Source organism: Halalkalicoccus jeotgali B3 (assembly GCF_000196895.1).
Lineage (GTDB): Archaea > Halobacteriota > Halobacteria > Halobacteriales > Halalkalicoccaceae > Halalkalicoccus > Halalkalicoccus jeotgali.
On sequence record NC_014297.1, the window covers coordinates 563,245 to 578,670 of the forward strand.

The 15,426-nt window shown below is 50.6% G+C and carries 10 protein-coding genes; 6 read left to right on the forward strand and 4 right to left on the reverse strand.

Annotated features, from left to right (window positions below; genetic code table 11):
* Window positions 1–2,417: 2,417 nt before the first annotated feature.
* The 6 genes from HACJB3_RS21210 to HACJB3_RS02760 all read left to right on the forward strand — a co-directional run bounded on the left by HACJB3_RS21210 (window position 2,418) and on the right by HACJB3_RS02760 (window position 9,657).
* Window positions 2,418–2,873 carry an NUDIX hydrolase gene (locus tag HACJB3_RS21210; protein WP_148258224.1) on the forward strand — a complete coding sequence of 152 codons (456 nt, stop codon included), beginning with the start codon at window positions 2,418–2,420 and terminating at the stop codon, window positions 2,871–2,873.
* 1,088 nt (window positions 2,874–3,961) lie between these two features.
* The gene (locus HACJB3_RS02740) at window positions 3,962–4,627 is read left to right on the forward strand and encodes a hypothetical protein (protein WP_013199357.1); all 666 of its coding nucleotides are present in this window, start codon (window positions 3,962–3,964) and stop codon (window positions 4,625–4,627) included.
* 59 nt (window positions 4,628–4,686) lie between these two features.
* Entirely contained in the window at window positions 4,687–5,925 is a 1,239-nt protein-coding gene (locus tag HACJB3_RS02745) for a hypothetical protein (RefSeq protein WP_008418185.1), read from the forward strand.
* 11 nt (window positions 5,926–5,936) lie between these two features.
* Window positions 5,937–6,509, forward strand: coding sequence for a DUF7344 domain-containing protein (locus tag HACJB3_RS21330; RefSeq protein WP_008418183.1), 573 nt, complete (start codon window positions 5,937–5,939; stop codon window positions 6,507–6,509).
* A 211-nt stretch (window positions 6,510–6,720) separates the two neighbouring features.
* Window positions 6,721–8,073 (forward strand): polysaccharide deacetylase family protein, encoded by a 1,353-nt coding sequence (locus HACJB3_RS02755; protein WP_238532804.1) that lies wholly within the window; start codon window positions 6,721–6,723, stop codon window positions 8,071–8,073.
* A 357-nt stretch (window positions 8,074–8,430) separates the two neighbouring features.
* A complete protein-coding gene (locus tag HACJB3_RS02760) occupies window positions 8,431–9,657 on the forward strand; it encodes a hypothetical protein (protein WP_238532805.1) in 1,227 nt (408 codons plus the stop codon).
* A gap of 92 nt (window positions 9,658–9,749) precedes the next feature.
* Here the strand turns inward: HACJB3_RS02760 and HACJB3_RS02765 are convergent, their stop codons facing one another.
* The 4 genes from HACJB3_RS02765 to HACJB3_RS19540 all read right to left on the reverse strand — a co-directional run bounded on the left by HACJB3_RS02765 (window position 9,750) and on the right by HACJB3_RS19540 (window position 15,405).
* On the reverse strand, window positions 9,750–11,144 hold the full coding sequence (locus HACJB3_RS02765; RefSeq protein ID WP_238532806.1) for a polysaccharide deacetylase family protein: 1,395 nt from the start codon (window positions 11,142–11,144) through the stop codon (window positions 9,750–9,752).
* 1,417 nt (window positions 11,145–12,561) lie between these two features.
* Entirely contained in the window at window positions 12,562–12,849 is a 288-nt protein-coding gene (locus HACJB3_RS02770; protein WP_008418176.1) for a PadR family transcriptional regulator, read from the reverse strand.
* A 302-nt stretch (window positions 12,850–13,151) separates the two neighbouring features.
* Window positions 13,152–14,219 (reverse strand): polysaccharide deacetylase family protein, encoded by a 1,068-nt coding sequence (locus HACJB3_RS02775; RefSeq protein ID WP_008418175.1) that lies wholly within the window; start codon window positions 14,217–14,219, stop codon window positions 13,152–13,154.
* 187 nt (window positions 14,220–14,406) lie between these two features.
* Entirely contained in the window at window positions 14,407–15,405 is a 999-nt protein-coding gene (locus HACJB3_RS19540; RefSeq protein WP_148258225.1) for a TackOD1 domain-containing metal-binding protein, read from the reverse strand.
* Between the last annotated feature and the right edge of the window lie 21 nt (window positions 15,406–15,426).

A 15,426-nucleotide genomic window follows, 5' to 3' on the forward strand; every position in this document is an offset into this window, starting at 1 on the left:
GCTCCGCTGATCACCTGCAACGCTGATCGATAAGCGCATCAATCGGTTCTCAGAACAGTGAGAGGAAGCCAGACGCTTCCGTTTCAGATTAGCGTGGTGCTTTGCTACCCGACACTGTTAACGCTACAGCCAATCGATCCACATTCTTCACGCGGAATTTCCGTTGCTCGCATTCGTCAAGGAAGCTGAGTGGCCCAACAGCGTGACCATCGTGTCGCTCGTCTGGGAAGGTCTCTCCGTCATTATCGACGTATCGCACGGGACTCTCAGACGGTATCGGCAGTCACAATTGAATTCAATGTCGAAGGGAATAACCCCACTTGTCGGTCGGCTCCTTCTCAAATGTGATTAACTTCGGCCTCGCTTTCGTCTCGTCACGGATGCCCCAGTGACTCTAAACCGAGCGATCGCCACGCTTCGAGTGAGGTATCCTCCTGCCCGACCATCCTTCTTGTCGAGCTCGAAGCCGGATTACCCGTAGATGAAACAATGAGACGGTGAAACTGTTTTGGCGACTTCCCCGTATCGTTCCTGCCCATACGTGAGCTGAATAGCCTCTGAGATTATTGATAGATATTTTGTACTGGGGTGGGATTTCGAGAATATGTCCGAGAGAGGAGACTCCAGTGCGTGAAGACGATACGCTCCAATAGAAGTAAGAAAACGCCTGAGTGCCTGTGATCAGCTAATTCCCGGCATCATCGGGTGCCCCGGGAAGAGATTCGCAGGGAATGCCGTCGTTGTCAGGGTCGAGATTATAGGGGTCACTCGGTTCATACTCGAGTACTCGCTGTGATTCCTCCCAGCTATCAAAGTCTCCACAACTGAGATTCTCGGGTGGTTCTTCCGGCAGCGAAGAATCCTCCGGGACGTCTGATTCTGGTTCTGAGTCATCCGCTGTGGTGTCCGTCTCAGTGTCACTCCCAGCGTCGCTGCTATCGTCAGAACCACTAGTAGCGTCAGCTGACGTCGAGTCACTCGTGTCCTCGGAGCTATTATCGCCATCAGCGTCTGATTCGGCGTCCGTAGCAGAACCGTCTGACTCATCAGACGAATCGTCCTCACTCACATCATCACTATTGGATGTGTCCTCATCGGCCGACGAAGACGACTCTGCGGCGTCGCTGTCTTCGTCAGCATTGTCGTCACTACTGGAATCAGTCGATTCAGTGGAATCAGTCGATTCAGTGGAATCAGTGGAATCGGTGGAATCATTTTCCTCATCCGAAGTAGCGGAACTATCATTGGAGTCACTAGCCGAGGCATCGTCTCCTTCGTCACTCTCAGTCGACTCCGTGCTGTTAGTACCGCTAGTGTTGTCCCCCTCGTCCGTATCATCGCTTTCGGCGCTGTCTTGTTCCTCTTCGAGATTCTCGCTATTGTCTGGTGATTGGTCAGTACTGTTACTATCGGTTGGCCCACTTTCGCCTACCCCCCCACACCCGGCTAGTGCGAGTGAGAGACAAACCAGTAGGATGAGTAGTATATGTCGTTTCGTTCTCATTGGTATGATTGGTTATTCCGTCAGTTGTATGAATCAACTGCTCGTTCTTAATTCTAGTCATATTATATCACGCTCAAACAGTCTTCCATTTTCCGACTATAGAGAGCGTAATTACAACGAAATACTAGGAGGAGCGCTGTTTGTAACCGATAGGCCACCACGTAACTGAACGCAGAATCGTCGTTCTGTACCCGGCCACCGACTCTCCTCAACTCGGCAAATCATCTTCCATTTCACGCCGTTGAGAGGCGGATCGGACAGTCCAACACCCGAGCGAAGTGAACTGCTATCTTTGCGATTGAATCAAGGAAAGAGAGTAATCCTGTGATCCCTCACAGAAATTCCGTAGGCAGAGAACAGCGTAGACTCGAGTGTACACGAGACGCTCTTAGCTGTGGAATGTCAGTCTTCAGTTCTCGTACTGGATTCGGAGATGTCCCGATCGTCCTCGGAAGGAAGGCGCCATTCGATCGTCCCTTTATCTATCCCTCTACTAACGGACCGGACAGCCATGTCAAGTAATTTGTATGTCCTCGTTTGCTCGTCCAATTCATTGCGAATGATCTCTATTTCTTCCTGGCAGACTCTCAACTGGTCAACCATGTATTCATCTAACTTAGCGTTGTCAATATCATCATCCATTACTAATCACGCTGTACTGACTAGGTGACCAGCTCGGTTGCGGACGTGCTAATCTCGTACGTACGAAACGCAGATTCCTATGGTTCACTTGATATTATGTGGAATTTATCCTCCGCATTATTAATCCTATGGGCCGTCGAATTCGTCTTATCACTCATTCAGGTGACAACTAATCTACATCCCTTTAGTGGGATCAGTACTCTATCGTATGACGAGATTAAAATACACGGATAATATTGATATAGTTGTGGTGTAAATAGTAGGATATAGTATGGGATTGGAACCTCTGCAATGGTTTTCTACTGAAGAGGGACTCCCGTCACAACCGACAGTACTGCAAATCAGACATGGGACAAAAGCGTTCGTCTCAACAGCGAACCGAGTCCTTTTGGTAAAAGAACAGCACACGGACGGTTCCCCATTCTGGACGCTTCCTGGTGGTGGAGTGAAGGCGAACGAATCGTTAGCTGAGTGTCTTACTCGAGAACTATTTGAAGAGCTAAGATGCCAAGCAGTAATTGACAAGCCAGTCACAACAGTCTGGTACGCCCACTCAAGTAAGCAGAAGACGTTCTCAGTCTATACGGTTTTTGAGTGCTCCCTTCTATCGATTCCAGAATCGAACGAGAGGGAGGGAATTCTCGAGTATCAGTGGCTGTCGCCGACGTCTCTCCCGCCTACCACACTTCCTCAGATTCGCCAGATAGTGGAGTCTCGTAGTCGTTAATAACACGCTATCGCGTATACCAACTCACTAGATCGGGTTCTTTCGGAGAATTCGCATTGGCATTCGAACCGCTGTTTGTCGACATGGTTCCTACTGTCAGCGGCAGTAATGGCTGTGGAGACAATTAGATCGTGCCCCAGAAACATGAGTGTAGGATTGGAGCCGACTAGGAGTAATCGGCGGACCAATCGAACACACACACACACGGGTATTTTCTACCCGTACATACCAGTAAGAACCCATATTATTTAGTAGTTTTGTTGCTTAATTTATGTTCTAGCCACTAATGTCTAGTTGTCTAAGAAAACATAGCAAACAGTTGTCGATGGACGTTCCTGTAGCTGAAATAAAATATTTTTAACAAAAAGGAATAGATTTAATATATATTGGAACGTGATAAAATTTGCACAGTGACGAATCGACGGCTATATCGCATTCCGTCGAACGCCACATCTTGTCAGTTCAGCACCAGTCCTGTTCGTCGCTGTGCGGCGACCATTATCGAGCTTCGTTCAAGTAAACGGTAGCGCGGAGTTCCCTTCTCAAGCGCGAGCGAAGCGAGCGATAGAGAATGGAGGGGAGGATCGCCCGGCCGTCGTCCTCCATAGTCCGAAGCGGGCTTCAGACGGCTCGGCAACGGGTGCTGAACAAACAATGCGGTACTGGGACAGTTTGGTTCCTCGCTCCGGACGGGCCGCAGTCAACCCGTTCCGAAAGACGGACCGGCGACGCCACCACTCCGAGCACGCTCGATGTGCTGCGAAGTCGCCGACGTCACGTCCAATTAGAGTGCCTCTGCCGACCGCACCGGCACACAAGTCGTCTGGGACCACAACTCCCGACCGACACCACGCAAGCCCCGTCCTCAGAATATTCACGAGACGCGAAGCGTTCTGATGACGCCGAAGGCACTCAGGACGGGGTAGTTGACTGTAGAGCTCATTTTCGAGGCCAAGTTAGTCGCGTGGGCGAACAGCGTCTCTGTTCAATCGCAGATGAGGTCGGGACTCACCGCTTAGTAACCGCCTTAGTGAGCCCTTAGTCAGATTAAAAATATATGTGTACCTCTACTTTCACAAATCGTAGATATGGCTGACCAAACCCCCGCAGACACCACCGACTCGAACCATTGGACCCGCCGCACCTTCATCGGTGCCCTCGGCGCCGCCGGCCTCGCTACCACCGCCGCCGCCGCACAAACCTCCCCCGAACCCACTGACCCCGTCATCGAACTCGAAAACGCTACCGAAGGAAACGTCGACCTCCGCGCGTTCGACGAGGTCCTCGGGCGCCTCGAACGCGCTGCCGACGCCCTCGAATTCCCTGCCCGCCGCATCGGCTCCGCCGTCCGTGGACAGCAACACGGCGCCAGTCGCTGGGGCATCCACTTCGAAACCGACCAGCCCATCCATCTCGGCAGCGCCACCGTCGATGCCGACCAATCCGGTACCTTCACCGCCGTCGTCGCCAACTATGACGGTAACAACCAGTTCGATCCCGTCCAAGAGCGCGACATTACCGTCGACGCCGGGATCAACGAGATCAATCTCGATATGGCGCTCGACCCTGGAGAGTACCTCCTCACGCGCGACGGGGGCTTCCCGCTGCGACGCAGCGCGTGGAGCGGGTGGGAGAGCCAGAGTCGCGACGGCCTCGAACTCTACGGCGGGGCGAAACCCGGATACGAGAGCAACCGTTACTGGTACTACTACTTCGATCTGCACGTCGCTGCCCACGAGGACGCTCACCTCTAACGGCTGAAATCACATTCCAATACCATCTCAGACCAACTAACCCACACCATACAACACTCATGCCAGAGTACTACACCAACCAGCGCATCCAAGAAGCCCTTCACGATCGCCCCATCGCCGGCGGCACCGGCTACCACGCCGACATCAGCCTCGACGACGCCGACGTCATCGTCGACGACCAGGACGCGCTCGTCAGTGCACTCAACAGCACCGCCGACGTCATCGGCATCGAGGGCCACACTCGCATCGATCTCTCAGGGCGAGACTATGAACTCGCCGACCAGACGATCATCTCCGACCGCGGGGATGATGGCTCACCCGGCGCCCTCCTCTATACGAGCGATCGCGGTGCTGACTCGCCCGCCTGGGACGGCGGGTCGAACGGCCGCGGCGTGATCACTGTCCGCGGGAATGCCCGCATCAGCGGCGTGCGCTACCGTGGGCCGTTCCACGATTACAACGACAATCCTGCGTATCCGGGATATATCCCGTTGGACGATGGCACAACGTATGCCGATCGCCAGGCGATGCGTCAAGAACGCTATGCTCGCGGATTGCGTTTGTTGAGCGACGAGATCGAGATCGACAACTGTGAGCTCTACGGGTGGCCCGTCCAGGCGATCGCGGTCGGGGCGGCGTCACTCCCCGTCTCACCGCACATCCATCATATCTACGGACATGATTGCATGATGGTGGGAGCAGGGTATGTAATCGACATCTTCAACGGGCATCCGCGGATCGAGATGAGTTATTTCAACGCGACGCGCCACGCGATCAGTGGGTTCGGCCATCCCGAGTGTGGATATACGCTCGAGGATTCGGTGTTCGGGCCGATCACGACGTCGCACGCGGTGGATATGCATGCGCTGGCGGAGAACGGGGATGAAGGGAACTTGACGGCGGGCGATCGAGTGGAGGTCCGTCGGTGTACGTTCACATTCATGGAGAACATCGAGGGGCAGAACGCGCAAGCGATCGTGTTCCGTGGGTATCCGGAAGACGAGTATGTAACGGAGAACAACCGATTCATGCATGAGATCGATGGGTCGGAGCCAGTAGCGAACGTAGCGAATGAGGGCTACGAGCCGGTACCGTATCGGCAGGTGAACGTGGGCGAGGAGTGGGTGGACTGGACGTTCGCGAACAATCAGTATGGGGTGGGAACCCCGCATGAGCCGGGGGTGGGGGCGCCGGTGAATTTGGACGCGCCGTTGGCGGGCAAGCCATTGCTGGATGAAGAGCGCCGGCGAGGGTTGCAGATCGCCCTTCGACCCCTGGAATCACAAGACGACCAGTAACTCCCCCAACGATGTCAACAAGTAATCTACCGATAGCGAGCTATCCGGATCAGCACCAATCGCAGGAGATCGACGCCCCATCACGAGATGAGTTGTTTCAACTTCTCTCGAATCAACGCCGGAGGGAGGTCCTCCGGTATTTCAGCACCCATAGCGAAGACGTCGAGCTGCGTGCTCTCGCTGATTGGGTTGCTGCACAAGAATATGACACGACTATCGACCAGCTTACCGCGAAACAGCGACAACGAGTATATATTTCACTCTATCAGACTCACATTCCGACGTTAGTTGATCACGATTGTATCGAGTACAATCGATCAACTGGCTTGGTTCGGCGGACCGACCGAATCGACGACATAGATCGACATCTCAAACTCGAATCCCTCACTCGGTCGGATCCGAGCATACTCAGTTCACCATTCGCTTGGCTCCCCAGCCTCGCAAGTCAGTACACTGTTCCGCTCATCATAAGTGGCTGTTTCGTTCTTCTGTTGGGGTGGTTTAGTGTCGTTTCTCCACTCTTCTTGTTGACGATCAGTTGGGTCGGACTCTTCAGTTACTTAGTGCTCTATCACATGCACTGACTCTGTACTGACGCCACGGACTTTCTGTTTCTACGATGAACCGTAGTATATTCCCGTGATTGCTGACTCTACTGGACTTCTCCTATATGTGGATAGGAGTCATCTCCTATTGAAGATAGAATTTGCTATTATGATAATCAATAAACATAGAATTGCTGTTATTATGTTCATAACTATCTGATATCGTGTTCCTGCTTCTAGTAGAAAGTAGATGAGTGAAGAAGACCGGTCGATAACAAAACGAACATTTCTCATGGCAGCCAGTACAGCATGTCTCTCTGGCTGCCTCGGAGACGCTCCTTCGCAGTCGAGTAGCCAGAAGACTCCCTCTCAAGAGACGAAAAACGAAACTGACACCGACCCGGAACCGACTGTTGAGACCGAACCCGAGAGTCCTACGCTATTCCTTGATGGCGATCCGCGTGAGGAGCTGTGGGACGTCGGTGATCAATGGCGAGATGGGACATCCCTCGACGAGTGGGACGTGCTATCCGGATCGATTGAGCGCTCGACAAAACACCAGTATCGTGATTTTCCATCTGTTCGTCTCACTGCTACTGACGACGATGGGGTCGCGGTCCGGGTCCCAATTGATGGCTACGATCTGACACAGACCTCATTCTCGCTCGCTATGTATATCGACACTCCAGGTACTCATTACTCGCCATCGTTCGATGTCAATGCTCCCGAGTGTGGACAAACACTTGAATTTCGGACACGCTACAAAATCGATGAACCGGGTTGGATCCGCTACGATCTAGGGATCAACGATATCTCTAATCTCGATTCAACTACGGAGTCGTATATGACGATCTCGTGGGGCGGCAATGACATCGACTGGTATATCAGCGACCTCCGAGCGGTTCCGGTCAATCAGGACCCCTGCTTGTTCATCCAGTTTGACGACTCACTTCGGTCGACCTACGATACCGCATTCCCGATTATGCGCCAGTACGACATCCCGGCGACGGTCTACACTGTTACTGGGCGGATCGGCAATACAGGGAGTCTCACCCTCGACCAGATGAATGAAATGCAGGACGCCGGCTGGGAGTTCGCAAGCCATACACAGAGTCATCAACGCACAGGTGAACTCTCTCTGGACGAACAGCGAGCCGAGCTCGAGAACTCGAAACGCTGGCTACTCGATCACGGCTTCGAACAGGCTGCCTCAATGCTCGCCTATCCGTTTGGTTCGTTCACCACCGAAACGATGGATATTGCCGCCGATTATTACGATTTCGCGACCAGCGAACAGCGCGGCGCGATAAACCGACGGATCAGTTCACCTCTCTCCGTGAACCGACATCCTGGTGACAACGTCAAACGGTCACTAGAATTGATTGATATATTGCTTGATGATCAGATCCCAACCGACACTCTAGTGCTCTGTTATCACGACGTTATCGAGGATAACGACCCATCGGTTGATCCTGATGGACTTCGGGAGACGATGGCGTATATCGACGACCAAGGCGTCACCTGCAGAGTAACAAGTGAACTCCGCGATGATCTATTCAGGAGTGAGAGTTCTTCCTCATCTCATACTGCGACGGATAATTAGAAGATAGACCTCGATTTCAGTAATTCTTTTCCCAGTTCAAGTTTGGATAGCAGCTCAATCACTGACTAGGGGATAGGCCACAGTACAAACTTCAATTCGCCTTCTCGTACTAGTATCATGTTCGGGAAGTGGCCGCCTCTGTGGATCTTTCACCCTCTAAACGCCCTGCATAGCTGTGTCTCCTTTTAGATCAAGTGTACACGCTACTAGTCTCCCGATTAGCGGTTTTATAATCGAGTTTGCAAATTGTTACCCTCAATATAATTATTTGCTTATGTCTTATCCACTTGAATAATGGTTGAACGACCATTCACGAACGACACGGAACCAAGTAGCAACTGGACGCGACGGACTTTCATGAGTACAGTCGGTGTGAGCAGTATTGGTGGATTGTCGATGGCTGTCCAGGCGAATGATGGTGATAATGATAGTAGAACAATGTATTTCACGAACGAGCAGGTTCTCAACTGCCTTCAAGGTCGCGATATCGCTGGTGGAACAGGGTATGAAACCGATCTCGGTCTCGAAGATGCCGATATCATAGTCGAGGATCGTGACTCGCTGACGGACGCGTTCAACAGTAACGTTGACGTAATCGGTATCCCTGGCGATACTGAAATCGATCTCTCGGGTGATGATTACGAACTCTCGAATCAAACACTCGTCTCGGATCGCGGTGTCAATGGCTCAGAGGGCGCGCTACTGTATACGACCGATCATGGCGATGATTCTCCTGCATGGGATGGTGGATCGAACGGACGTGGTGTTATCACGGTAGCGGGTGACTCTCGGATCAGCGGAATTCGGTATCGAGGTCCGTATCACGATCACTATGACAACGAAGAGTACCCTGGCTATATTCCACTGGCTGATGGGGAGACCTACGAAGAGCGGCAGGAAATGCGCCGAGACCACTATGCTCGTGGACTGTGGATCATCGATGACGATGTTGAAATAGACAACTGTGAGCTCTACGGCTGGCCTATGCAGGCCATTACTATCGGCTCCTCCTCGACGGTCGTCTCACCACATATCCACCATATCTACGGTCATGACTGTATGATGGTTGGAGCAGGGTACGTCGTCGACGTGCTCAATGGCCATCCGACGATCGAAATGAGCTATTTCAACGCAACATGCCATTCGATTAGTGGATTTGGCCATCCTGAGTGTGGCTACACCCTCGAGGATTGCGTGTTTGGCCCCTCGACGTATAGCCACGCCGTCGACATGCACTGTTTAGCCGAAAATGGCTATGGTGACGATCTTACTGCAGGTGACCGCGTTGAGGTCCGTCGCTGTACATTTGGATTCACCCACAATATCGAGGGACAGAACGCGCAGGCAATCGTCTTCCGAGGCTATCCTGAGGACCAATATGTCACCGAGAACTGTTGGTTCCTTCATGACGTTGACGGCACTGTAGAGAACGTCGCAAACGCGGGCTACGAACCTGTGCCCTATCGACAGGTCAATGTTGGCAGCAATTGGCACGACTGGGAATTCTCCGGTAATCACTATGGCCTTGATGCACCTAGTGAGTCTGGAGTCGGTGCCCCTGCCAACTTGGAGGTTTCTGAGTAGCCTGCTGTGTGTTTCTGAGATGAACCGCTCTGACGAATAGCGTTCTGTGATACTGAAAGAGCGCTGTAAGCGCCTATCAATGACCCCTGCCCTCAGAGACTGTCCTGATTATCAAGCAGTTCGGAAGCTGTGACTAACTGCACATCACTCTCTTCGATATAATCAAGCAGCGTTTCCAGCTGTTGAGTAGTCGTATCTGCAAGTGGATCGTTCTGGATTTCGCTTTCAGGAACAACGCCATGAGCAAGGCCAATGGCGAGTTGATTATGCTCGGCAGCCATATCGATTTGTGAGGTGAACCCCTCTATGTCGAACATATTCACTCGCGAAAGGTGCAGGGGATCTGTCAACGGCACTGCGTTCGGTGTCCCTCCGAAGTAGGAACTCAGCTCGTGGTACTCGCGCGTAATCTCCATGATCTCTTCGGTCGCATGGTGATACGGCACAAACATATGGCGAGCACCGTCTGAAAAGCCTCGATTATTGAGGTATTCATAAGCAGATTCGATATCCTGCTGGATCGCCTCTGTATCCTCTAGTTCCCGGAATGCAGTCCCTTGTGGATGCGAAGAGATGTCCCAGCCAGCATCACGCATTTCCCGCAAGTTCCCAATCGAAAGACGCTCATCCTGATTAAGTGACCCCGGCACTACTGCTGCAACACCTTGCATGTCTCGCTCTTCGAATAGCGGAAAGGCATTGGTATACTGAGAAGCAACCGTATCGTCAAATGTCAACATTACGTAACCTTGATCAGCTGCGGGAGTTGTGCGCAGGTCATCAACCCAGAAGCGAATTCCAGTATCGCCTTGCTCGCTCTGTTCTTCCTGAGTGGTTTGATTACTCTGATTGCTTTGATTGGTCTGATTAGTTTGGTTTCCTTGCCCTCCCTGCTTTTCGTTCGCCTCCGGAGGGTTTGGATCAGCGAGAGTTATCCGAAGTTCCTGAACGTTACCGAAGTTCGGTTCGCCACGTTGGCCAGTATAGCCGACATCCATCCGAAGCCAGCCTGTGTAGGTACTGAGAATCGCACGAGTACTCCATACCTGATCAGCATTTCCTGGAGCAAGCACGCGAACAGTGACCCGTGCCGGTCGGGGCGTATCGACTTGCACTGCGAGCGAGAGGTGTTTGTCCGTCATGTCCAAGCCCTCTGGGAATGTACGAGCAATCCCCGCGCTTACGCCCGTGTTCTCGATGCGAGCAGTTCGTGAGCTAGTCAGCGTCGTCTCCTCGTCGGCCGTTACGTTTCCATCAACGGCGAACCACTCGTCAAGATCGTCATCAAAATTGCTAACGACCTCCCCATGGCTAATAGCCGGTGGTGTTACTTGCTGTAAATTGTCATTACTGCCGGAACTATTCCCGTTAGTATCGCTGTTATCCCCCGAATTTCTGGATAACTGACCAGCACAACCCGCCGTGAGTGCAAGCGATCCCGTTCCCAGTGTGGCGAGAAACTTACGACGATTCGATGGCTTCACCATATACTATACTTATTAAGTTAAGTATATTAATCTTCGGTATATAAATGTAAGCGGGTTTACTACTTATCAACGGTCAACCACTATTACCAGAAAGAGAGATTCTGCTCATCAGGTCCTACGTTATCGATTTCAACTTAGTAAATGACTGCTAATTAGTGAGAGTACGCTTCTCGCGTTCGATTCGCTAGTAGTGTACGCATTATTGGGCGCCACTCCCTCACAGCTATCACGATACCTCGGTGCCCCCGGTCAGGCCGTCTATCGAGTGAAGTACTTTTGTCGACACGATCCTTCATTGATCTGTTCGGTTGAACGTAGTGCAGAGGCCAGCCTACCAATTAGCAACCAAGATCAATCCTCTTCTTGGTGATAATAAGATGATAACTATGTGGCCAACTGTGGTACAAGGAGTCAATGAGGAATATTTCAAACGACCGATTTCAACCTCTAGTTACGTTTATACTTGGGAAGGATCGTAGCACTGTCGCAAGCAGAGCAGATATAATCGGATTACTGCTAGGTGACATTGAATGATTAAGAATCGAATCCTACGCGAACAATCCGCCATAGTTGGCACTATTTTCACTTTTTTCGGAATAAGTATAATTATACTGAAGCGTATGTTAATAGAGTTTGATTTCATCCACTTCGCTCTTTGGGGTGTGTCGCCAGAAGTAGCCTGTTTTGTGATAGCATCAACCGCTTTCGCTCTTGTCATTTATCTCGATGAAACTTGTCCAGTTGAGACCCTCAACCGAACAAGCTGATATACACCACAATGTGAAGAAAGTTGAGTTATATATCATATGAATATTACAAATGGTCGCAATGATTTATGAGTCACTAAAGTGATCTCACTCACTCTAGCATAGTGCCGACTCGGTGATGAAGTCAAAGGTATGTTGCCGCGTATAACGTTGAGATCGTTCCATCACATCCTGTGGTTTGGTAGCTTAATTAAAATACAGGCATATGGACGAGACAGTGTCCCAATGTACGCAGAGAACGGTACAACAAGCGGTCGTAGACTTGCCTACAGATATCGCGGTGACGGTCTAATTCTTTGTGAGGGAGGGCGGATAACTTGAGCCGGTGCTTCTCAATATGGTACGTCCGTTATTCTCATTCTTCAATCAGGTGCGCGAGCCGTTCACAGCTGAATGGCGAAAGATGGCGGAATTATTCTCTGGACTTCTTTTCGGTCTTCGTGAATGGTGATCGTCTTCGTTCTTGTTGTACGCGCACGATGCATCCTACCTAAGGTGCCGTACTGAACCGTGGATCTGTGAGCCTATCACCGAACAGGGCTCGAAAACTATCCAGCGCTGTATCTCTCCTCTACTTGCAGTTGCCCTTCAATTGATATTCGCCGGGAACAGTGTGTAGTGGCTTATTCAGCGAAACCGTCTCAGCACGCTTAAACAGAAAAATTCGATTCAAGGTAGTTGTTTTCCCACTCGCGACGAGTTTCGACTTCTTTCTGTCCCTGAGCAGTCATTACATACTCGTCCGGCTGGTCGTTGTGCTCCTTCCTATCAAGTAGCTCATCATCGACGAGCGCGTCAAGATTCGGGTACAAACGATCGTGAGTAACTTCCGTCTGGTAGTACCTTTCGAGTTTATCTTTGATCCTGAATTCATACGTCTCATCGCATCCGGCAATGATGTACAGCAGGTCTCGTTGGACTCCAGTTAGCTCGTTCATCACATATTTAATAGTATTTATCTGATATTACTATTTACTCCTGAAACAGATATAGTTCAGATTACTCTTACTCAAATTCAGTTACTAGAACCATCCCTACTCTAGCATATCGTCTATCTTCGAATAGGGATAAATTAACATTCAGTTGACAAATAGTTATTCAGACCATTGATACTCACCAGCACGAAGCGGCATTGGAAACGGCCGCTGGCTTAATTGGTACCTGGCTGGTGCAGTCAGAACACACCCTGCATAAAGTAGAGAGATTTTGAGAGGCAGTTGCAGACACTGGTGAGGTAGACCTATTCAGCCATCTGACATGCTTCACGCAGCGTCAGTACCTCGATCCCACGCTCATCGACCCACTCAAGTGTTTCATAGATTCGTTCTTCGGTAACTTCCTCTTTGTATGTATGAGCACCAAGCACGCCTAACAAACCTTGCTCGGCGATTTTATCCAAGTCAGCTTTGACACTGTCTGGGCTGGAGAATTCGATGAAGTAGTCCCGATGAGTGTAGAACGGGTCGAATTCGTCCGGATAGTTAATTCGCGAGCCATGCTCAGCATTTGCGATGCTGCTGTAGTATTCGCTAGCGAACTTCCGTGAGTAGTCGTCGAAGTTGTCATACGGTGCGAGAAACGAATCGACTTCGAACCCGAGGTCCTCGAGTTTCTGTTTAGACTCACCCAGTGCCTCGTGCATCGCCTCCTCACCGAAGCGCGTAACGGTTTCACCTCGCATGAATGATTCTCCTATTGACTCATCAAGTTCAATATATTTCCCTACGTCATCCTCATCATAACCGACAATAGTACGCGTGACGGTTGTTTCGCCATCGGTGATTTCGAGATCTTTTGATTTCCAGTACCCATGCCGGATCTCTTCCGGATAAACTCGATTATCCGCTGGATCTGCGTCTTCGACGAGTTCATAGGTTCCTACAACACTGTGTTCGGTTGTGTGCGAAGCGATCTCCCAGCCGGCAGCTTCGAGTTCTTCGAGCTGTTCGACGTCCATCCAATCGTAGCCATTGTAGTCCTGAAGTCCGATTCGACTGGTAATGATACCGGTTGTCGCAGGAGCATCAAAGGCCTGATGGGCTGGAAATGCTTGCGTATAATCCTTCATTGGCCCGTCATCATATACGAAAACGACTGCCCCGTTTTCAGGTAGTCCCTCTGATTCGTCATCCTTCGAATCCACGTCCGTCTCGTTATCAGAGTCTACCTCATCACTAACCGAATCATCATTGTTAGTCTCCTCGCCACCATTATCGGAACTACCAAGACAGCCGGCGAAGCTCGCAGCACCAATGGCCCCGAGACTCAGTATTCGTCTTCTGGAGAGCGCTGATTTGTCCATGCTCATATATCAAGAGTAGATTACATAGTTACAGAGCTGATAACTGGTAGACGATCATATTAAGCTGCACAAAACCTTGCTGCCAAGGGATGAAATAGTGTAGAACGCGATGATTTCTTTCTAAAATAGATGGCAAAGACGTCTACTCAACAGAACTCTGGTGGGCTACCGTTACAGCGACTATGCCTCTTCATCAATCACCTTTCGTTGATGTGAATCCAACTGCTGATGACAACCGATCGATGATGTTTCCAGTAGCGCGGAATTCATCATTTACTGATTCGTATCGTCGTATGGATCCGCTTTGATCTACCCAGAGCATCGTCACTCCATGCTGATTTGCAATCTGTAGTGTATCATCAGATACAGACTCATCACTCGCGAGAAGAAGAGGTCGTGCATAGACTACTTCTGCAACCGTGTTGATCCGTTTGATCTTCTCGGAATCGACTACTGAGTGAATGTCTGCTACGATCTGTTGATTAAGTAGTTCATCTGTGGCATGAATATGTGCTTTATATGTCTTATCCTCCTCTGTTTGCACATCGGCATCAAGCGTCACATCAAATCCACGAGTAGCAAATTCGTTAGCTAACAGCTCTCTAGTCCCGGATTGGGTTTTCTGCCAGTGCTCACCTTTCTCAGTCAACTCATACTCGTACAATGTCTGTTCAGTCGCTTTTTCTGGCTCACACAGATGAAAACAATCTAAACACCAGAGTCGATGGCTTGGATGGTCGAACGAGTCACTACATCCCTTGCAAAACTGCTTTTGAAGGATGTTTATATTAGATGAGTCTACTTCCTCTTCGCACTCTGGACACCGTTGTTCATCCGCATAGTCATCTATTTCGAATTTTTCTGACTGAGCTGTGAATCCACACTGTTCGTGTTGGAAGAAGGTGGTATGGACGGTATGGGTATCTTCACAGAACGGACACGCTGTGATGTACTGCAGCCCTTCGGACTGACAGGATGGGCAGATGTATACTTTTGTTGTATACTCTTTGTGGAGGAACTCCCTCTCAGCTAATGCATCCAGTGCTTCGACACTCGTACCATCTTGGTGAGCAAGCAGATCTTCCGTCTTCGGATACGTAACTTCACCCTCGTCGCTAACTGTCGGTTTGAAGCATTCTACCGTCCCGTCACTCAATGTGGACAGCAATTGGAATTTACCAACTGATACCATATCGGTACATATTGCCTTTCT

Coding starts and splice junctions, on each gene's coding strand:
- HACJB3_RS21330 (WP_008418183.1), top strand. CDS start 5,937: ATGTCAACAAGTAATCTACCGATAGCGAGCTATCCGGATCAGCACCAA.
- HACJB3_RS21210 (WP_148258224.1), top strand. CDS start 2,418: ATGGGATTGGAACCTCTGCAATGGTTTTCTACTGAAGAGGGACTCCCG.
- HACJB3_RS02760 (WP_238532805.1), top strand. CDS start 8,431: ATGAGTACAGTCGGTGTGAGCAGTATTGGTGGATTGTCGATGGCTGTC.
- HACJB3_RS02765 (WP_238532806.1), bottom strand. CDS start 11,144: ATGGTGAAGCCATCGAATCGTCGTAAGTTTCTCGCCACACTGGGAACG.
- HACJB3_RS02770 (WP_008418176.1), bottom strand. CDS start 12,849: ATGAACGAGCTAACTGGAGTCCAACGAGACCTGCTGTACATCATTGCC.
- HACJB3_RS02745 (WP_008418185.1), top strand. CDS start 4,687: ATGCCAGAGTACTACACCAACCAGCGCATCCAAGAAGCCCTTCACGAT.
- HACJB3_RS19540 (WP_148258225.1), bottom strand. CDS start 15,405: ATGGTATCAGTTGGTAAATTCCAATTGCTGTCCACATTGAGTGACGGG.
- HACJB3_RS02755 (WP_238532804.1), top strand. CDS start 6,721: ATGAGTGAAGAAGACCGGTCGATAACAAAACGAACATTTCTCATGGCA.
- HACJB3_RS02740 (WP_013199357.1), top strand. CDS start 3,962: ATGGCTGACCAAACCCCCGCAGACACCACCGACTCGAACCATTGGACC.
- HACJB3_RS02775 (WP_008418175.1), bottom strand. CDS start 14,219: ATGAGCATGGACAAATCAGCGCTCTCCAGAAGACGAATACTGAGTCTC.